Origin of the sequence: Chengkuizengella marina, from assembly GCF_009910845.1 — a bacterium.
Lineage (GTDB): Bacteria > Bacillota > Bacilli > Paenibacillales > KCTC-33759 > Chengkuizengella > Chengkuizengella marina.
Window position 1 is genome coordinate 178,223 of the sequence record NZ_SIJB01000029.1, and the last position, 18,636, is coordinate 196,858.

General features: G+C 34.0%; 17 protein-coding genes. 13 read left to right on the top strand and 4 right to left on the bottom strand.

Translation table 11 applies throughout. The features are described from left to right. Nucleotides 1–55: 55 nt before the first annotated feature. The 8 genes from ERL59_RS14380 to acpS all read left to right on the top strand — a co-directional run bounded on the left by ERL59_RS14380 (nucleotide 56) and on the right by acpS (nucleotide 7,824). Entirely contained in the window at nucleotides 56–1,132 is a 1,077-nt protein-coding gene (locus ERL59_RS14380; protein ID WP_160646918.1) for a D-alanine--D-alanine ligase family protein, read from the top strand. Continuing rightward, the gene (locus ERL59_RS14385; RefSeq protein WP_160646919.1) at nucleotides 1,129–2,496 is read left to right on the top strand and encodes a UDP-N-acetylmuramoyl-tripeptide--D-alanyl-D-alanine ligase; all 1,368 of its coding nucleotides are present in this window, start codon (nucleotides 1,129–1,131) and stop codon (nucleotides 2,494–2,496) included. Before ERL59_RS14380 ends, ERL59_RS14385 begins: the two co-directional genes overlap by 4 nt. Before the next feature lie 2 nt (nucleotides 2,497–2,498). Continuing rightward, nucleotides 2,499–3,587, top strand: a complete 1,089-nt coding sequence (locus ERL59_RS14390; protein WP_160646920.1) for an alanine/ornithine racemase family PLP-dependent enzyme — start codon at nucleotides 2,499–2,501, stop codon at nucleotides 3,585–3,587. Then, complete coding sequence (locus ERL59_RS14395) at nucleotides 3,574–4,575, top strand: acyltransferase (protein ID WP_160646921.1); 1,002 nt, start codon at nucleotides 3,574–3,576, stop codon at nucleotides 4,573–4,575. Before ERL59_RS14390 ends, ERL59_RS14395 begins: the two co-directional genes overlap by 14 nt. 110 nt (nucleotides 4,576–4,685) lie before the next feature. Further along, entirely contained in the window at nucleotides 4,686–5,372 is a 687-nt protein-coding gene (locus ERL59_RS14400) for a response regulator transcription factor (RefSeq protein WP_160646922.1), read from the top strand. Continuing rightward, nucleotides 5,362–6,462 carry a sensor histidine kinase gene (locus ERL59_RS14405; RefSeq protein WP_160646923.1) on the top strand — a complete coding sequence of 367 codons (1,101 nt, stop codon included), beginning with the start codon at nucleotides 5,362–5,364 and terminating at the stop codon, nucleotides 6,460–6,462. The genes ERL59_RS14400 and ERL59_RS14405 overlap by 11 nt, the downstream gene beginning before the upstream one ends. Nucleotides 6,463–6,614: 152 nt before the next feature. Beyond that, entirely contained in the window at nucleotides 6,615–7,424 is an 810-nt protein-coding gene (nadE, locus tag ERL59_RS14410; RefSeq protein ID WP_160646924.1) for an ammonia-dependent NAD(+) synthetase, read from the top strand. Nucleotides 7,425–7,431: 7 nt separating this feature from the next. Next, the gene (gene acpS, locus ERL59_RS14415; RefSeq protein ID WP_160646971.1) at nucleotides 7,432–7,824 is read left to right on the top strand and encodes a holo-ACP synthase; all 393 of its coding nucleotides are present in this window, start codon (nucleotides 7,432–7,434) and stop codon (nucleotides 7,822–7,824) included. 107 nt (nucleotides 7,825–7,931) lie between these two features. On the opposite strand, the gene ERL59_RS14420 is transcribed toward acpS, so the two are convergent. From ERL59_RS14420 to ERL59_RS14430, 3 genes are all read right to left on the bottom strand, one after another. Next, complete coding sequence (locus ERL59_RS14420; protein ID WP_160646925.1) at nucleotides 7,932–8,273, bottom strand: c-type cytochrome; 342 nt, start codon at nucleotides 8,271–8,273, stop codon at nucleotides 7,932–7,934. A gap of 142 nt (nucleotides 8,274–8,415) precedes the next feature. Further along, nucleotides 8,416–9,429, bottom strand: coding sequence for an anthranilate phosphoribosyltransferase (locus ERL59_RS14425; protein WP_160646926.1), 1,014 nt, complete (start codon nucleotides 9,427–9,429; stop codon nucleotides 8,416–8,418). A gap of 15 nt (nucleotides 9,430–9,444) precedes the next feature. Next, on the bottom strand, nucleotides 9,445–10,041 hold the full coding sequence (locus ERL59_RS14430) for an ANTAR domain-containing response regulator (RefSeq protein WP_160646927.1): 597 nt from the start codon (nucleotides 10,039–10,041) through the stop codon (nucleotides 9,445–9,447). 505 nt (nucleotides 10,042–10,546) lie between these two features. On the opposite strand from ERL59_RS14430, the gene ERL59_RS14435 reads away from it, so the two are divergent. The 4 genes from ERL59_RS14435 to ERL59_RS14450 all read left to right on the top strand — a co-directional run bounded on the left by ERL59_RS14435 (nucleotide 10,547) and on the right by ERL59_RS14450 (nucleotide 17,464). Then, nucleotides 10,547–12,025: a NarK family nitrate/nitrite MFS transporter gene (locus ERL59_RS14435; RefSeq protein ID WP_160646928.1), complete on the top strand. Its 1,479-nt coding sequence runs from the start codon at nucleotides 10,547–10,549 to the stop codon at nucleotides 12,023–12,025. A gap of 359 nt (nucleotides 12,026–12,384) precedes the next feature. Continuing rightward, nucleotides 12,385–14,805, top strand: a complete 2,421-nt coding sequence (nirB, locus tag ERL59_RS14440; protein WP_160646929.1) for a nitrite reductase large subunit NirB — start codon at nucleotides 12,385–12,387, stop codon at nucleotides 14,803–14,805. Nucleotides 14,806–14,848: 43 nt separating this feature from the next. Continuing rightward, nucleotides 14,849–15,199 carry a nitrite reductase small subunit NirD gene (gene nirD / locus ERL59_RS14445; protein WP_160646930.1) on the top strand — a complete coding sequence of 117 codons (351 nt, stop codon included), beginning with the start codon at nucleotides 14,849–14,851 and terminating at the stop codon, nucleotides 15,197–15,199. Between the two features lie 132 nt (nucleotides 15,200–15,331). Next, the gene (locus ERL59_RS14450; protein WP_160646931.1) at nucleotides 15,332–17,464 is read left to right on the top strand and encodes a molybdopterin oxidoreductase family protein; all 2,133 of its coding nucleotides are present in this window, start codon (nucleotides 15,332–15,334) and stop codon (nucleotides 17,462–17,464) included. Between the two features lie 110 nt (nucleotides 17,465–17,574). Here ERL59_RS14450 and ERL59_RS14455 read toward each other — a convergent pair whose 3' ends face one another. Beyond that, nucleotides 17,575–18,066: a hypothetical protein gene (locus ERL59_RS14455; protein ID WP_160646932.1), complete on the bottom strand. Its 492-nt coding sequence runs from the start codon at nucleotides 18,064–18,066 to the stop codon at nucleotides 17,575–17,577. 211 nt (nucleotides 18,067–18,277) lie between these two features. Here ERL59_RS14455 and ERL59_RS14460 point away from each other — a divergent pair, with 211 nt between their 5' ends. Next, nucleotides 18,278–18,610 carry an ArsR/SmtB family transcription factor gene (locus ERL59_RS14460; protein ID WP_235929902.1) on the top strand — a complete coding sequence of 111 codons (333 nt, stop codon included), beginning with the start codon at nucleotides 18,278–18,280 and terminating at the stop codon, nucleotides 18,608–18,610. Nucleotides 18,611–18,636 lie beyond the last annotated feature (26 nt).

Consider the following 18,636-nt stretch of genomic DNA (forward strand, 5'->3'; position numbering starts at 1 on the left):
GATCTTTATACTTCTAAGTAGTTTAAAAAACTCTTTATATAAAGGTGGAACAAAATTGAAGAAAAAAGTGTTTGTACTATTTGGAGGCAAGTCGGGTGAACATGAAGTATCAGTGAAATCCGCCTTAAATGTGTTAAATGAATTAAATAAAGAAAAGTATGTAGTTTTTGCTTTATATATAACAAGGGATGGAAAGTGGACAAGCCCTTGGTCAGTAAATGAAATAAAAGTTACCAATAAAGATATTTTGGAAAACTCAAATCGATCCCAATTAAGTTCCTTTCTTGAATTTCTAACAAATGAATTAGATGAAGATACGATTGTATTTCCAGTATTACATGGAACTTACGGAGAGGATGGAAAAGTTCAAGGGCTCCTAGATATGTTGAACATAGCTTATGTTGGTAATGATGTAGGTGCCTCAGCTTTGGCGATGGATAAGATCATATCAAAAAAGGTGTTTAGCTATCATGATATCCCGCAAGTCTGCTTTGTGACTTATATACATTCAGATTTTGAAATAAGACCTCGTTTCTGTATAGAGGAAGTAACAGAAAAAATCGGATATCCTTGTTATGTTAAACCTGCAAACATGGGTTCAAGCATAGGTATTAATCGATGCGAGAATCCTCAAGATCTTGAAGAGGCAATGTTAGAAGCCTTCTGTTATGATCACAAAATTGTTGTAGAACAAGAAATTATAGGCAGAGAAGTATTAGTAGCTTTAACAGGAAATGAATCTATTCGATGCTCCGTAGCAGGAGAGTGGAAAAGAAATGTCTCTTTTTTTGATTATGAAGACAAATATATGGATAATGACCTATCTCCTATAATTCCAGCAAATATCACAGATGATACTTACTTGAAGGTTTGTTCATATGCCGAAACAGCTTACAGGGCATTAGGTTGTTCAGGAATGTTGCGAGCGGATTTTTTTATCACTGAAACAAATGAAATATATTTAAATGAAGTGAATACGATTCCTGGTTTCACTCAGCATAGTATGTTTCCGCTATTGGTTCAGAAAACAGAGGGTTGCACTTATTCCGAATTGCTTGATCAATTAATTCATCTTGGTTTCTTAAAGCATAAACAAAAAAATAAACTTCAATATCATAGGAGGACATCATGATTAAGACAAATCTAGAGGAAATTGTGAGCATGACAAAGGCTGAAGTTTTTCAAGGTGATAATGTCAATATATGCGGGGTTTCAATTGATACTAGAAATATCAAAGAAGGGAACTTATTCATACCACTCCATGGCAATAACAGCGACGGTCATCAGTTTATTGAAAATGCGATAAAAAATGGGGCCAGCGCTGCGTTATGGCAAAAAGAAGAACCAAATCCGCCCAAAGATTTTCCCCTAATTTTTGTTGACGATACATTAAAAGCTCTGCAAACACTTGCTGCATCCTATCGTCATCAAATGAACGGTACTTTTATTGGTATAACAGGAAGTAATGGAAAAACAACAACAAAGGATATTTTAGGAAATATTTTGTCAGTTGATTATAAAGTAGGAAAAACAAAAGGAAATTTTAACAATGAAATTGGAGTTCCCCTTACTTTATTAGATTTAAATAAAGATGTAGATTTTGCAGTAGTAGAACTAGGTCTGAGTCACAAAGGAGATATTAGCTTTTTAACGAGTATTGTTAAACCGGATATTGGACTGATCACCAATATTGGACATGCCCATATAAACAATTTTGAATCTATAGAAAAAATTGCTGCTGCTAAGGTGGAGTTAGTAGAGGGTCTAAGGGTGGATGGGGTGCTCTTTTACAATGGGGATCAAGAAGTACTTGAGAATCATATCAATAAAAATACAGTGAATACGGTCACATTTGGAAGAGGTGCAAACAATGACTATGATCTTAAAAATATAAAATCAACTAGAAATGGAAATCAATTTATGACTTCTGGTTCCAACTTTCTTTTTCATATCTCATTATTGGGAGAACATCAAGTTATGAATGCATTATCAGCGATAGCGATTGCTCAATATATTGGTATGGGAGAAGAGGAGATACAAAAAGGTTTAGAAATAACGATTCCTTCGGATAAAAGGAATGATGTTCGAAAAATTGGAAAAATCACTATTATAAATGACACGTATAAGTCTAATCCTGAGAGTGTAAAAGCAGCACTTCATTCGTTGTACAATATCAATGAAAATGGCAAAAAATTATTCGTCATGGGTGATATGGTGGATATGGGGAATGAAGAAATAAGCATTCATCAGCGAGTAGCAGATGATCTATTACCAGAGCATCTTGACGCTGTATTTGGTATGGGAGATTTGACGGAATATACAATCCAAAAAGCAAGGGAGAGGTTTAACGAAAAGAAAGCCGTATTTTTTGAAGATGAAGATAAATTAGTTTGTCGGATTTTAGACTATGCAAAAGAGGATTGCATAATACTATTCAAAGCATCTCGAGCCCTTCAATTTGATCGTTTGGTTGAAAGAGTCGAAAAGGAGATATAGCTATGCAGCCGATTCTAAATATGAATTTGATAAAAGTAAAACATAATACGGCTCAGATCGTTAAGTTAGCACGTCAGTATGGTGTCAGTGTAGCTGGAATTACGAAAGGTGTTTGTGGTAATGAAGATTTTGCGAAGGCCCAGTTAGAAGCAGGAGTAGATTATTTAGCAGACTCACGTATTGAAAATTTAAAGAAGTTGAAACATCTTGATAAAAAGAAAATGCTTCTCAGATCACCTAAAAAGAGTGAGGTAGATGAGGTAGTTGAGTATGCGGATTATAGCTTGAATTCCGAGATTGAGATTATTCAAGCTTTAGGCAAATCCGCAGTGAATAAGGGTGTGCTTCATTCTATTATTCTCATGATAGATTTAGGAGATTTACGCGAAGGGATTTGGTATAGAAATAGACATGAAATTTTTCAAACCGTTCAATCCATTGTTGGTTTAAAAGGCGTGAAACTTGAAGGGATAGGAACTAACCTTACGTGTTTTGGGGGTGTCATGCCAACAGAAGAAAACTATACCATTTTAGTACAGTTAGCTGAAGAGCTGAGAACCGAATTTAATCTTCCATTGCCCATTGTCTCTGGAGGTAATTCCAGCAGCCTTCAAATGATATACGAAGGAAGGTTGCCAAAAGGAATTACACATTTAAGAATAAATCAATCCGTTTTTTTGGGACTTGAAATCGGTTATGGAAAAAAGTTGTCTAATTGGGAAACAAAAATTGTGAAGTTGCAAGCAGAAATAATAGAAATTCATAAGAAACCTTCATATCCACAAGGTATTCAAGCTAAAATGAATGCTTTTGGTGAAATTCAAACCTTCAAAGATAAAGGGATTAGAACAAGAGCTATTTTAGCGATAGGCAGACAGGATATGGATATTAATGGACTGCATCCTAGTGATCCTCATGTTACGGTTGAGGGTGGAAGCAGTGATCATTTAATCATAGACATATCAGAGAGTGAGCAGCTTTATAAGGTAGGACAAATGATTGAATTTGATGTAGTTACGTACTCAAGTATTATAACGGCTATGGCTTCTTCTTATATACAGCAAGAGGTGTTGAAATATGAAGTCGTATAACGCAATTAATGTGATGCGTTTTGCGGCAGCTTTACTTGTGGTTAGCAATCATACCTACCCTTTTATTGATTTATCGCCAACGCTTAATTACTTTGTGGTAGATATTTTGTCTCGATTGACGGTGCCTTTTTTCTTTATGACGTCCGGATATTTTTTGGCTGTAAAGTTGGGAGAGAGAGACAGTGTTCTACAAAAAAGGGGGTATGTAAGAAAATTTGCATTGAAAATATTAAAGTTATATGTGTTGTGGAGTTTAGTTTATTTACCGATTCAAGCTGTCATTTGGTATGTTACAGATGGTGATTGGTTATTTTGGAAAGAATTTGTTCAGAAGTTTATTTTTGCAGGGGGTTATTATACGCTTTGGTACATTCCTGCTCTTATATTTGCAAGTATCTTTTCATATATGCTGTTCTCTTATTTTCGTCCTAAAACCGTCTTGTTTATCACTTTTCTTCTATTTGCTACAGGTACTATGATGCAATCTTATTATGATATTTTACCAAACAAAGAATTATTATCAGGATATTATTCTTTATTTCTAACTACTCGTAATGGTCTATTTTTTGGCAGCTTTTTTGTTTGCCTAGGAATGTATTTAAAAATGAGAGACAACAATAAACGTTTCTCAACAAATTTAATAATGTTTGTTTTGTCTTTTCTCTTATTATGTGGGGAAGTTTTTAATATGATGGAATCGGATTTTTCTAAGGGGAATGGCATGTGGTTTATGACTATACCGACTGTGTACTTTTTATTTTCTATGTTTAAGGATCTTCAACTCAAAAATCGACCCATTTATAAACGATTAAGACCGGTTAGTTTTATCATTTATGCATCTCATGGCTTTTTTATACTATCTTTAAGTGCATTATTTGATTTAAATTCGTTGTTATTTTTTATACTGGTGTTTATATTATCCAACGTATTTGCTTTTGCTTTGATTTGGTCTGGGAAAAAGAATCATTATATAAGACAATTTTATTAAGAACAGATCATTGGGAATGAAAGGCAGATTGAGAGGAAGACTAATGAATAGAAGAAAATTTTAATCCTGTTTGCAGTGTTAAGTCTTAAATGTGATGGTGGTGAATAAAAATGAGGAGCATTCTTGTAGTAGATGATGATCAAGAAATTGTACAGTTGGTTACCATTTACTTGCAAAATGAAGGGTTTGAAGTTTATAAGGCAAAGAATGGGGTGGAGGCCCTTGAAATATTTAATAATGAAGAAATTGATTTGCTTATATTAGATATCATGATGCCTGAAATGAATGGAATCGAGTTAACGCAGTCTTTAAGGGAAAAACATGTTGTTCCTATTTTAATGTTAAGTGCAAAATCTGAGGATATGGATAAAATTACTGGGTTGATGGTTGGAGCTGATGATTATTTAACAAAGCCGTTTAATCCATTAGAGTTAGTGGCGAGAGTAAAAACATTGCTAAGAAGATCTTATAATTATCAAACTGAAAAATCACCTAATGAAAAGGTTATAAAAATCAATGATTTAGAAATAAACAAAGCTTTACACATAGTAAAAGCAGGAGATATACCCGTACAGTTAACTGCTAAGGAGTTTGATATTTTGTATACACTGGCATCTAATGCTGGAAAAGTGTTCAGCTCTGAGAATTTATTTGAAATCGTCTGGAAGGAAGATTATTATTCTTCAAATAACACAGTTATGGTTCACATGAGTAATCTTCGCGAGAAACTAGATAAGGTTCTGGGTTATAAAATAATTAAAACCATTTGGGGGGTGGGATATACCATTGAATCGTAAACTTGGAAGAGTGATTTTTGTATACATGATTTTATCTTTTGGTGTGAGTTTAATACTTGCAGTTTTTATAACATTATTACTTTTACAAATGGCTTATTTATTTAAAGATATGCCCCTATTTTCAAATATAATAGAATCCTTTCGTGAATCTGTACTATATTCTTTTGGAATTGTTCCATATGTATTCTTGTCTATTTTCGTACTGATGCTTGTTTGTTTTTTAATTTTTAATTTCATCATATTGGCACGACTTAACCAAATTAGTGCTGTGATAGGTAAACTTGCCAATGGCCATTTTGATATTGAAATTAAACAAAGTAGAGTGCTTAAAGCGAGTGGAATCATAGATGATTTAAATGAAATGAAAGAGCAACTATCATTAAGAATTGAGGAGGAAAAGAGAGCCGTTCAATCCAAAAATGAATTAGTTACAAATGTTTCTCACGACTTGCGAACGCCTTTAACTTCTATTATAGGTTACTTAGGATTAATTCAAAATGATCAATACAAGGATGAGGTAGAGCTAAGATATTATGTAGATATTGCATATGAGAAATCCATTCGATTGAATCGGATGGTCAATGACTTATTTGAGTTTACAAAAGTAAACAATAAGGATGTAATGATCAACTATCAGTCATTTAATCTCATTGAGCTGCTTAAACAGCTTTCAGCTCAATTTTTTCTTGAATTAAAACAAGCTAATATGGAAATATTCATTCATCATGAAGATGAGGGAGTTAATATTGATGCTGATCCAGACAAACTAATGAGAGTTTTTGAGAATTTAATTTCAAATGCAATTAAATATGGTAGTAATGGGAATAAAATTGACATTATTGTAGTAAAAAAAGAAGAACAAGTTGTCGTTCATGTGAAAAATTACGGAGAGAAAATTCCCTCAAATGTTCTTCCTCATATTTTTGACAGATTGTATCGGGGGGAAAAGTCACGTTCAGATCAAACAGGAGGAGCTGGATTAGGTTTAGCCATTGCCAAAGGAATTGTTGAATTACATCATGGAAAAATCAGTGTGATAAGTAATGAAATGGAGACTGATTTTCAAGTGGAATTACCTATGACAACTTAACATATGAGTTATAGTCAAACTAATGCCTGTTGAACAGGCACTTTTTTTTTGTACATAAAAATCGTGTTTGTTCTTTGTTCATGGTAAAATATATATTAATAAGTTTATAAATATATAGATTATGTCTTATAACATTTTTGAGGTGATGGATAATGAGTATACAAAGAGAAATCATTGCTGCGTTAGGAGTTAAACCTGAAATTGATGTGGATGAGGAAATTCGCAAAAGAGTAAACTTCTTAAAGGAGTACATATTGCAGTCAAAAACAACAGGTCTTCTAATAGCCATTAGTGGTGGAGTAGATAGTGCTGTTACTACAGGCTTATGTAAAATGGCTACAGATGAGTTAGCCAAGGAAACAGGAAAACCTTATGAAACATTAGGCGTTTTTCAACCTTATGCTGAACAAGAAGATATCGAAGATAGTTATGCCGTTGCAAAAGCTTTTCAATTAGAATCAGTTACAGAAACAAATATTCAAGAAGCCGTAGATGAAATTGCTCTCGAAGTAGAATATGCATTAAAGAATATTGGAGATTCCAGACATATAAGTATTAAAGGAAAAGGAAATGTGAAAGCAAGGACTCGTATGGTCATGCAATATGCTTTAGCTTTTGAAAGAAATTTACTTGTTGTAGGAACGGATCATGCATCGGAAGCACTCACAGGATTTTTCACGAAATATGGGGACGGTGCAGTAGATATTACTCCTCTAAGTACGTTATCTAAAAGACAAGTTAGAATGTTGGCTAGCAAGCTAGGTGTACCGAAAACCGTTATTGAAAAAGCTCCTACAGCTGGTTTGTGGGCTGGTCAAACAGATGAAACAGAGTTAGGCATTACCTACGAACATAACAGTGATTTTCTTGAAGGAAAAGAAGTAGATGCTAAAGTTAGAGAAAAATTGGAACAGTTATACAAAAATACTGAACATAAAAGAAATCTGATTCCAGGAATTTAGGTTGATTATGATATATGGCATCGGTAATGATCTTATTGAAATATCAAGGGTAGAAAATGTCGTAAATAAAAATCATGGCAAAAAATTTGTGAACCGCATTTTAACTCCCCAGGAAAAAAACATATATATGAAACGTGAAAAAAACAGAGTTGAATTTATCGCCGGAAGATTCGCAGCTAAGGAAGCAGTTGTAAAAGCACTTGGGTGTGGGATCGGTAAAAAAATTGGTTTTCAAGACATAAATATTGTCCCAGATGAATTAGGAAAACCAATATGTCATATTTCAGGGCAAATTTTAGAATTTTTTGGTATTTCATCCGAATCAAAAATACATATCAGCATTACACATAGTGTTACGATGGCAGCAGCATTTGTAGTAGTTGAAATCTTGAATGATTAATTTTACTGTCGGTGCACAAAAACCATCCGAGGTTGAAGTGCCTCCATAAAGTTAGTCACAATCTAACATTGGAGATGCAGTTCATGTCAAATGGATGGTTTTTAATGTTATTCCATTTCAGATAACCAATCGGATAGAATTTCAATGTTTTCTTCTTCTATAATACCCTCATAACCAGGCATATGAGTTTCTTCTTTTCCTTGAAGCAGTATACTTCTGATTTCTTCTTTTTCTAATCGAGAACCAACTTGCTGTAGGTTAGATAACGGCCCCATACGACCTTCTAAATCAGTGCCGTGACATGAAATGCATTGATTTTTTTTATAAATTTTATATTCTGATGAGTTTTTGTCCACAGTATCCGATTCAGATGTATTCTGAGCACAAGCTGTTGTAAATATGAAAATGAGACTAAATGCAAAAAGCACAAAATTCCTATGGTTTGACATAAAATTGCCCCCAGACATTTTCTCAATATAGATCCTTTCCTTACTTTTAATCATAAATAAAAAGTGATAGGAGATCAAAGGACAAAGTGTGAAATATTTTGTCAAATCATATTTCCCGAGAAATAATTTTGTCAAATAAAGGCTAATGAATCGCACGAATCCATTTATTATATTGTTTCCAAGCCAAACCTTGTTCCAAAACATGACGGGCATTGTAGATACCTTGTTCAATGGAGTCGACTTTATCTGCAATCCACAATCTCACTGCACTATTTAAAATAACCAAATTGTGAAATGGAAGTGGGGCGTTTCCTTTCAATACGTCTAACATTGTTGAAGTTTGTTTTTCAACTGTCCAACTCACTTCTGGGAGTTCGCACTGTAGTTCAAGTACCTCAGGATCAATGATGTACAAATCATGTTGTCCTTTTTCTACAATTAAAGTTCTGGTCTGTTTTTCAATAGAAATGTCTTCCGAGCCTTCCATTCCCTGAATAATGATTCCTTTTTCAACACCTAAGTTGGTGAGCAGGTTAGCTATTTTTTCAAATATTGTACCGTGGAAGACACCGATAGCCATATAAGATGAATTAGAGAAGCGCAGACATTTTTCTACGGTATTAAACATAGTTCTTAATCCTATTTCCTCTCTAATATTTCTTAGTTTTTCTAGTGGAGGGCACCATTTTTCAGTTTCAATAAACAAAACACCCCCTTCATCAGCACCTCTTAGAAGGTTTTTATTTGAAATATTACCGTCATTACATAATTCATTCATAACATCATATAAAGAAACTCCAAATTTAGGGGGTAGGGTTTTACTCCCATGTAATGTAACTGGCAATCCACAGGCAGCTAATACAAATGAGGTAGGTACAGTTGCTAAAAATGAAGATTTTCTCCCATCATAAGGACCAGCGCAATCGATGCTGTTTTCCAAGGGAAACCTTAGGGAATGTAATTTACATACCTCAATGAATGCTTGAAGTTCCTCTAGAGATTCTATTTTTATACGTTCTGCAATGAGAAAGGCGCCAACTTGAGAAGGTGTAGCTCTTCCGTTTAAAATATTTTCAGCAGCTCTTAATGCCTCTTTATAAGATAAATCTTTAGCACTCCGTTTTCCTCTACCCACTTCCTTTAATAATGAAATCATTTATTCCCCTCCCAATTATTCATTAAGTAGTTGATGAACCTTAACGATTGAAATCGCTACATCTGCTATTCTCTTTCTATCGTTCATAGCTTGTTTGCGTAAAAATTCATAGGCTTCTGCTTCAGAGATATTTTTCATCTTAGAAATAATTCCTTTTGCTTGTTCGATCCATTTTCGCTCCTCTAATTTAGACAATAATTGCTGACGTTCTTTTTTCCACTGTGTTTTTAGTTGGTGTTGATTAGCACAAAGATGAAAACTCCAATGCAATTCAGCTGGTTTCATTTGAGGAAAGATGATACCATCAATCCCTAAATTTAGTTTACATTCATTATTTTCTGAAGTATAAGAATCACACCACCAAATAAGAGGCACATCTTTTATAGATATAATCTTTTGGGACCACCCAAATAAATCAGATATCTTAACCCTTAAAATAACTGCATCAATGGGGTTTAAATCTTTCTTTTCAATATTTTTTTTTGTAGTAATGGATTGGACACGATAGCCTATTGTGTTTAATGTTTCAATGAAATTTGAAGTTGAATTCACTTTTTCCTCATCCATTTGTAACACATTTGAATCGTTGATGAGAAGAAAATACTGTAGCATAAAAATACCCCCATCAAAGTTATTTTTTCTACTAAAATTGATTATTTTATTAAAAGGACAACTTTATGTCACATATACTAACATGAATTAGTTATAAATATAACATAGTTAGATGAAAAAAGTCTATGTCTTTCCTTTAAAAAACGAACAAAAATGAGTGAATTTTCTTTAATGTACGTTTTAAGAGAGCGTTTTCAAATGTTTTAAGAAGGATTAACTTCATAATTTCATATTTTAAATTAAATTTTATATTTATAAAAATGTGTGAATTAAGTTGACATGGGTTTATAATTTAAATATAATAATTTTAAATAAAAACGTTTCAACACGAAGATGTGTTGAGTTGGCCAGCAGGCAAAGGTGCCTACCTATAGAATGATCCTCTTTCGCAAGTTCATTCTATGGGTAGGTTTTGTTTTTTAAAGACTTTTTAGGGTGATGTAGACACAATGGGGTGTCTGTTTTATTTACAAATTGGAGAAAAATTGATGAGGGAGTGATTGGTATGGATACTAAAACGGGCAACCCATACAAAGGAAATATTAAGGTTTTAATGTTAACAACTTTTGCATTTTTCATTACATTTGTCGTCTGGTTTAATATGGCCCCTTTTGTTGCTACTATTAAAGAAACTTTAAATTTGACGGATCAAGAAGTTGGAGTATTACTAACCATGAACGTTGCTTTAACAATCCCAGCACGTGTTATTATAGGAATGTTAGTTGATCGATTTGGTCCTCGTAAAGTTTACTCATCTCTTATGGCAATCATGAGTATACCTTGTTTTATGTTTGCACTAGGAGATAGTTTTGTTCAGCTTTTTATTGCCCGTACTTTACTTGCTATGATTGGAGCAGGTTTTGTCATTGGGATTCGTATGGTATCTGAATGGTTTCCTGCAAAACAAGTAGGGATTGCGGAAGGTATATATGGAGGATGGGGTAATTTTGGTTCTGCAGCAGCAGCTTTTACACTTCCATTAATCGCAGTTTACATTATGGAACAATTTTTTGGTTTGGAAAATGGTTGGAGATGGGCAATAGGATTCACTGGATTAGTCAGTTTGGCATATTCTTTTATTTATTTTAAATCTGTGCAAGATACTCCTCCAGGTCGAGAATATAAACGTCCTAAACGCAGTGGTGCTTTGGAAGTTAGCAGTTATGGAGACATGATCTTTTTAATGGCGATGACATTGCCAATGTATGTCATTTTAGGGGTCCTTACATGGAAAGTGCAGGGGTTAGGATTAATTAATTCTGTTATATCAGGTTTAATATATGGTTTACTAGCATTATTATTTGTTACAAATTGTTATAAAATATGGTCTGTAAACAAAGATCATATAAAAGAAGGTGTGCAAGAAAAAGAAAAGTATTCTTTCAAACAAGTAGCGATATTAGATCTAGCATATTTCTGTACGTTTGGTTCTGAATTAGCAGTTGTATCTATGCTGCCATTATTTTTCCTGACTACATTTAACCTTTCAGTAACACAGGCGGGGATGATTGCTTCAAGTTATGCATTTATGAACTTAGTGGCTCGTCCAAGTGGAGGATGGTTGAGTGATAAATTTGGTCGTAAAAGAACTTTAACTATTTTAGTAGCTGGATTATCTATAACATATTTGTGCATGGGATTTGTTAATTCTAGTTGGTCGATCATTGGAGCTCTGGCTTTAACAATGACTTGTTCATTTTTCGTTCAAGCAGGTGAAGGGTCTGTATTTTCAATGGTGCCATTAGTTAAAAAGCGTTTAACCGGTCAGGTAGCAGGTATGGTTGGAGCCTATGGTAATGTAGGTGCGACTACGTTTTTAACCATTCTTACTTTTGTAAGTCCACAGGCGTTTTTTGTAGTCATCGGTAGTGCTTCTCTAGTCTGTTTCGCAGCATGTTTCTTCTTAAAAGAACCTGATGTTGAAGCGATAGAACAACAAGCAATGGAGATTGAAACAGTACCAGGTGAAAAGGTAGTTGCATAATACATTACATCAATATAACACATAATGTTTCTTTTTTAATAAATATGAAATAATTCACTTCAAATCGTTTATATTATGTCAATAAACTTGACATAAGACTTCAAAAGGCATATAATTGTGTTAACAATAACAAAAACTCCTATCGGAGTTTCTCGGAGATGTAGTCGAGTCCTTCATTTAGAAGTAGTTTTTGTTGAAACATTGAATTTGTTACCTTATAAATTCTTAATGTTATAACGAATGACACAATGGGGTGTCTGTAAATGAAAGATGGCAACGAGGCCTATCTGATGTATAACTAAAACATCGGTAGGTCTCTTTTTGTTTACCTTTAACTATAAGGAAGGGGCGAGTGAATAATGACTCAAAAAGAAAAACTAGTAGTGATAGGGAACGGGATGGCTGGTGTGAATACAGTTGAACATATATTAAAACTAGCTCCAAATCAGTTTGATATAACTATATTTGGTTCAGAACCGCATCCAAACTATAATCGTATTTTACTATCTTATGTATTAGCAGGAGATTCCAAAGTAGATGATATCGTCATAAATAGTTATGAATGGTATGAGGAACATAATATTTCACTATATACAGGGGAAACCATCATTAGGATTAATTCAGCAACAAAAACAGTGACAAGTGATAAAGGTACGACAATATCTTATGATAAATTGATTATTTCTACAGGGTCCAGTGCATTTATGCTACCATTGCCAGGTGCAGATAAAGAAGGAGTTATTGCTTATCGTACCATTCAAGATTGTGAATATATGATGGAAGCTGCGAAAAATTACAAAAAAGCAGTTGTAATCGGTGGGGGACTATTAGGGTTAGAAGCAGCAAGAGGATTTTTAAACCTTGGCATGAAGGTGGATGTAGTCCATATCTGTGACTCTATTATGGAAAGACAATTGGATCGTACAGCTTCCAAAATGCTTCGAGACAAACTAGAGTCTCAAGGTATGAATTTTTTATTAAATAAAAAAACAGAGAAAATTTTAGGAAAAGATAGAGTGAAAGGGCTGAAGTTTTCCGATGGCTCTAAAGTTGATGCAGATTTAGTTGTGATGGCGGTAGGAATTTCTCCAAATGTACAGCTTGCAGTAGATGCAGGTATTGAAGTTAATCGAGGCATAGTAGTAAATGATTTTCTAGAAACGAGTGTAAAAAATATATTTTCAGTTGGTGAATGTGCAGAACATAGAGGAATCGGATATGGTTTAGTTGCGCCGTTATTTGAACAAGGTGCTGTATTAGCTAAGAAAATTGTTGGTGTAGATACAAATCCGTATGAAGGTTCTGTTGTATATACCAAATTAAAGGTTTCTGGTGTAGACGTATTCTCAGGTGGAGAATTTATTGATGGAGAGAATACAAAATCGATTAAAATAGAAGATGAATTTTCAGGTATTTATAAAAAGGTCTTAATAAGAGAAAACAAGATTGTTGGTGCAGTATTATTTGGAGATACTTCAGATGGAAACAGATTAATGCAAATGATTCGAAATGAAACAGACATTACTGGATTTGAAAAATCAGCTATTTTACAAGAACCAGGTAATCATGGAAGTAGTGGTTTAAGTGTAGCTGATATGAATGAGGATGAGATTATATGTGGATGTAATGGTGTAAGTAAAGGTACAATTTGTTCAGCGATTAAAGAACAAGGATTAAGTTCAATTGAAGAAGTCAAAAACTGTACTACTGCTTCGCGTTCTTGTGGAGGATGTAAACCGTTAGTAAGTGATTTATTAGAGTACACATTGGGAGATGAATTTGATAAATCAGCACAAAAAGAGACAATGTGTGAATGTACAGATTTAGAAAAAGATGAAATCGTAGCTCAGATAAAGGAGAAAGGGCTTTCTCACGTACGAGAGGTTATGAGTGTCCTAGGTTGGTTAAATGAAGAGGGTTGTTCTAAGTGTAGACCTGCTATCAATTATTACTTAGGCATGGTGAATCCTAAGCAATATCAAGATGATTCCACTTCACGTTTTGTAAATGAAAGAATGCATGCGAATATTCAAAAGGATGGCACTTACTCTGTAGTACCTCGTATGTATGGTGGAGTTACAAATCCAGCAGACTTGAAAAAGATTGCTACAGTTGCAGAAAAATACAATGTTCCTAAAGTTAAAATCACAGGTGGTCAAAGAATAGATTTGTTAGGTGTTAAAAAAGAAGATTTAACAAGTATGTGGGAAGAGTTAGATATGCCTTCTGGATATGCTTACGGTAAAGCAATTAGAACAGTAAAAACATGTGTTGGTGAAGAGTTTTGCCGATTTGGAACCGCCGATTCTATGGGGATGGGGATTCAAATTGAAAAACGATTTGAACGTTTAAATACTCCTGCAAAAGTGAAAATGGCCGTATCCGGTTGCCCGCGTAATTGTGCTGAATCAGGTATTAAAGATTTGGGGGTAGTAGCTATTGATGGAGGCTGGGAGTTGTATGCTGGAGGAAATGGTGGTGTTAAACTTCGAAAGGGTGATTTAGTAGCCACTGTAAAAACGGAAGAGGAAGTTATAGAATTTACAGAAGCTTATTTACAATACTACCGTGAAACAGGAGTATATGGTGAACGTACATCGGAATGGGTAGAACGCTTAGGAGTCCAACATATTCAAGATATTTTGGCAGATGAAAGTAAACGTGAAGAGCTTTGTGGAAGAATGGATACGGCACTCTCAGTATTAAAAGATCCTTGGAAGCAAGCTGTTGAAAATGAAAAAATCCAAAAGGATTTATATGAAGTCATAGAAGCAAAGTGATTAGTAAATAGACGTTTCAAAATGAAAAAGGAGGAAGAAAGGAATGAACAATTTAAATAAGGATAAATCATGGATAGAAGTCGCCAAATATGACGAATTACCTGTGAATTCAGGAAAAACGGTTCGTTTTAAAGAAAAAGAGTTAGCTATTTTTCGTTTAACGAATGGGAAAATACTAGCGATTGAAAATCGCTGTCCTCATAAAGATGGTGTTCTAGCAGAAGGGATCGTAAGTGGGGAATATGTATTTTGCCCTTTACATGATCGTAAAATTGATTTATCTTCAGGTTTAGTGCAAAAACCAGACACTGGATGTGTAAAAACTTTTGATGTATTCGTTCAAAATGGAAAAGTATATATTGCCTTATTAGAAAAAAGCGGAATCGCTAGTTAGCAACATTAATCGAATCCTTCTTATAGGTTACTAATATTGAGAATATATGAAATTAAGAAAGTGACTGCTTAACTTATGGAATCGAAAGATTGTGTTAAGTTACTTTTGGGTAATTTTACGGGGGGGAGTTAAATGGCTTTAACGATGTTTAAAAAAAAGAAAAAATCAAAAAAAAACCAGCCCGTATCTAATCAATCTCACTGCTGTTTTTGTAGTATGCAGTGTAGCTTGCAGCTTGTTCAAAATGAAAAAAGATCAAGAATGAAAGTTAAACCCAGTCATGATTTTCCTGTAGCTACTGGACGGCTTTGTCAAAAAGGGTTAAATTCATTAGATCATGTTGAACACAAATCCCGTATAAGGAAGCCATTGGTTAGAGTAGATGGCAATGTTGATAAGAAATGGTCTACTACCAGTTGGGAAACAGCATTTGATCAAATTTCAAATAAAATGAAAGAGTTACAAAACAAACATGGGAAAGATTCAGTTTCCGTTTTTGGAGGCGGATCTTTAACAAATGAAGTTTCCTATTTATTAGGCAAGTTTACCCGTGTGGCGTTGCAATCTAAATATATTGATTATAACGGAAGGTACTGTATGTCCTCTGCTGCAGCAGCTGGAAATAAAGCATTTGGAGTGGATCGAGGATTAACACTGCCTCTAACTGAATTAGAGAATGCAAGATACATTATTTTAGCAGGAACTAATATTGCGGAATGCCAACCAACGATGATGTCATACTTAATAGCAGCAAAGAAAAAAGGCGCAGTAATCGTTACTATAGACCCTAGAAATACAAAAACTTCTAAACTGGCTGATATTCATGTACGTTTACAACCAGGTTTTGATGCCATGTTTGTTAATGCTTTATTAAATGTCATAGTGAATGAAAAACTGTATGACGAGCTGTTTGTGCAGAATAGAACAAATGGATTTTCTGAGTTAGTAGAAACGGTAAAGCCATATACTCCTGATGTTGTAGAGGAAATGACAGGTATCCTTGCTCCTAAAATTCGAACAATTGCTCGTGGGTTTGCCAAAGCAAAAACAGGAATTGTATTCACTGCAAGAGGGTTGGAACAGCAGATAAACGGTGTAGAAAATACATTAAATTATATTAATTTATGTTTAACTACAGGGAAAATTGGTAAATCAGGCTGTGGTTTTGGCGCAGTCACAGGTCAAGCAAACGGTCAGGGGGGAAGAGAACACGGTCAAAAAGCAGATCAACTTCCCGGTTATCGTATGTTAGAGGATCAATCAGCACGAGCACATGTTGCAAAAGTGTGGGGAATTTCCCCAAGTGAATTGCCTGGAAATGGCGTCTCAGCTTTTGAGATGTTTGAGAAAATCAATGCTGGTGAGATTAAAGCAATGGTTGTATTAGGTTCTAATCCGATTGTATCGAGTCCTAATAATGCTGTGGTCGAGCAAGCATTAAAAAGGTTAGAGTTATTAGTTGTAGTAGATTTATTTGAAACTGAAACAGCAGAATATGCGGATTGGTTGCTACCCGGATCTTCATTTTTAGAAGCTGAAGGTACGTTAACAAATTTGGAGGGTCGTGTTTTTCATAGGGCTAAAGTATTGGAAACTCCAAATGAAAATCCACTAGACTATGAAATTATTTGTGAGTTTGCTGAGAGATTAGGCCGTGGGCAGTACTTTCAATATCATTCAATTGAAGATATATTTAATGAATTGACAAGAGCTTCAGCAGGTGGGAAAGCTGATTATGGTGGAATGACTTATGATCGTTTGAAAGAGGAAAAAGGCTTGTTTTGGCCTTGTCCAGAGTCAAATCATCCAGGGACACCCATGATGTTTAACAATAGGTTTTACCACGAAGATGGAAAAGCAAAAATATTTGCCATTAAACCAGAAAAACCTGCTGAGCCAATAGATGAAGAATATCCTTATATTTTAACAACAGGTCGTCTTGCGAATCATTATTTAAGTGGCGCCCAGACTCGGAGAACTGAGGTTTTGAACAAAAAATCTCCGATACCAGTTGCAGAAATACATCCTTGGTTAGCCCAAAAAATGGGTTTGATTCCAAATCAAAAAATGAAAATTATAAGTCGAAGAGGATCACTTGATTTTCATGTGAAAATTACAGAAGGGATTCAACCTAAAACGATTTTTGTTCCGTTTCATTGGGGGAAAGAATTAGCTATTAATCGAATTACGAATGATGCATTAGCTCCAATCAGCCGCATGCCAGAATTTAAAATCTGTGCTGTTCAAGTAAAAGCATTAGATTGAATGTCTCTTTCAGTATGATTTATATTCAACCCCAATCAGTATGTATACTCCATCCACGTTTTTAAGAAGAAAACTAGAATGGGGTATACGGTACTATAATGAAAGTGTATTTAATTAAGAATGATATTACTTATTCTACAAGTAGAAACAAAGGATAGAACTCTTCTGTCTGGATTACCTCTTGCTACAACAATTCCCCTACCTACATCAATAATAGTACCTGGTAAATTAAATCCCGGTATAATTCTTGACACATCTTTCCCTATCATAGTTTGTAATAAATTAGTTGTTGAATTTTCTATACAGCGACATTCTCCTTTACTATTTTTGGTCGGTTTTAGTTTTATTTTACTCTCTATATTATCAATTACGCTAATATTATTGTCTAGAAATCGAATACTAAAAATATTATTTATTGGAATAACTTGATCAGTAGAAAACAATAGTAAATCTTCTACGTTTATAATTTGTTGAAATACAATTTCATCTATTGTATTGGGAATAATTAATATCTGTAAAGCACTTACCCCTACTAACTCCTTTAACACACATTGCATTGGACAAACACAACAATCACAGAGATTGTCATCAAAAACTGTCATTACCCCACCTTCTTTCTTGTTTTAATTATAATATTGTATGAGTTTAATTGAAGGCTTGATTGGACTTGTGCCTGTAACTTTATAAACTTTGGATAGATTAATAATTTGTGACTTTTATATTAATTGACGTTTAGTATAATTTTATGGTATTTTAAAAACAATTAGTGACAATATGAACATATGTGCATATATAATAAATGGGGTGTTTAAATTGACTGAGGAAAATAATAATCATTTTAATGGAAATGACTATAATGAATTGGATAAGGAAACATTATTTATCGTATCTCAAACATTTAAAGCCTTGTCCGATCCAACTAGAATTCGCATTATACATTTGTTAACGAACCAAGAATATTCAGTGAATGAAATTTCAGAAAAGTTAGGATTGCTTCAATCCACTGTTTCACACCAGTTACGTTTTTTAAAAAACTTACGATTAGTAAAATATCGAAGAGAGGGTACAACGATGTATTATTCTCATGATGATGAACATGTAGTGGATTTGTTAGAGCAGGCAATTATCCATGCCCAGCATCTTTAACAAGCATTAACATTCCTTTATTTATT

What these genes read in the sequence shown, in the direction of transcription:
- ERL59_RS14395 (WP_160646921.1), top strand. Translation starts at nt 3,574, where the DNA reads ATGAAGTCGTATAACGCAATTAATGTGATGCGTTTTGCGGCAGCTTTA.
- ERL59_RS14420 (WP_160646925.1), bottom strand. Translation starts at nt 8,273, where the DNA reads ATGTCAAACCATAGGAATTTTGTGCTTTTTGCATTTAGTCTCATTTTC.
- ERL59_RS14425 (WP_160646926.1), bottom strand. Translation starts at nt 9,429, where the DNA reads ATGATTTCATTATTAAAGGAAGTGGGTAGAGGAAAACGGAGTGCTAAA.
- ERL59_RS14430 (WP_160646927.1), bottom strand. Translation starts at nt 10,041, where the DNA reads ATGCTACAGTATTTTCTTCTCATCAACGATTCAAATGTGTTACAAATG.
- ERL59_RS14450 (WP_160646931.1), top strand. Translation starts at nt 15,332, where the DNA reads ATGGCTTTAACGATGTTTAAAAAAAAGAAAAAATCAAAAAAAAACCAG.
- ERL59_RS14400 (WP_160646922.1), top strand. Translation starts at nt 4,686, where the DNA reads ATGAGGAGCATTCTTGTAGTAGATGATGATCAAGAAATTGTACAGTTG.
- nirB (WP_160646929.1), top strand. Translation starts at nt 12,385, where the DNA reads ATGACTCAAAAAGAAAAACTAGTAGTGATAGGGAACGGGATGGCTGGT.
- ERL59_RS14385 (WP_160646919.1), top strand. Translation starts at nt 1,129, where the DNA reads ATGATTAAGACAAATCTAGAGGAAATTGTGAGCATGACAAAGGCTGAA.
- nirD (WP_160646930.1), top strand. Translation starts at nt 14,849, where the DNA reads ATGAACAATTTAAATAAGGATAAATCATGGATAGAAGTCGCCAAATAT.
- acpS (WP_160646971.1), top strand. Translation starts at nt 7,432, where the DNA reads ATGATATATGGCATCGGTAATGATCTTATTGAAATATCAAGGGTAGAA.
- ERL59_RS14435 (WP_160646928.1), top strand. Translation starts at nt 10,547, where the DNA reads ATGGATACTAAAACGGGCAACCCATACAAAGGAAATATTAAGGTTTTA.
- ERL59_RS14455 (WP_160646932.1), bottom strand. Translation starts at nt 18,066, where the DNA reads ATGACAGTTTTTGATGACAATCTCTGTGATTGTTGTGTTTGTCCAATG.
- nadE (WP_160646924.1), top strand. Translation starts at nt 6,615, where the DNA reads ATGAGTATACAAAGAGAAATCATTGCTGCGTTAGGAGTTAAACCTGAA.
- ERL59_RS14390 (WP_160646920.1), top strand. Translation starts at nt 2,499, where the DNA reads ATGCAGCCGATTCTAAATATGAATTTGATAAAAGTAAAACATAATACG.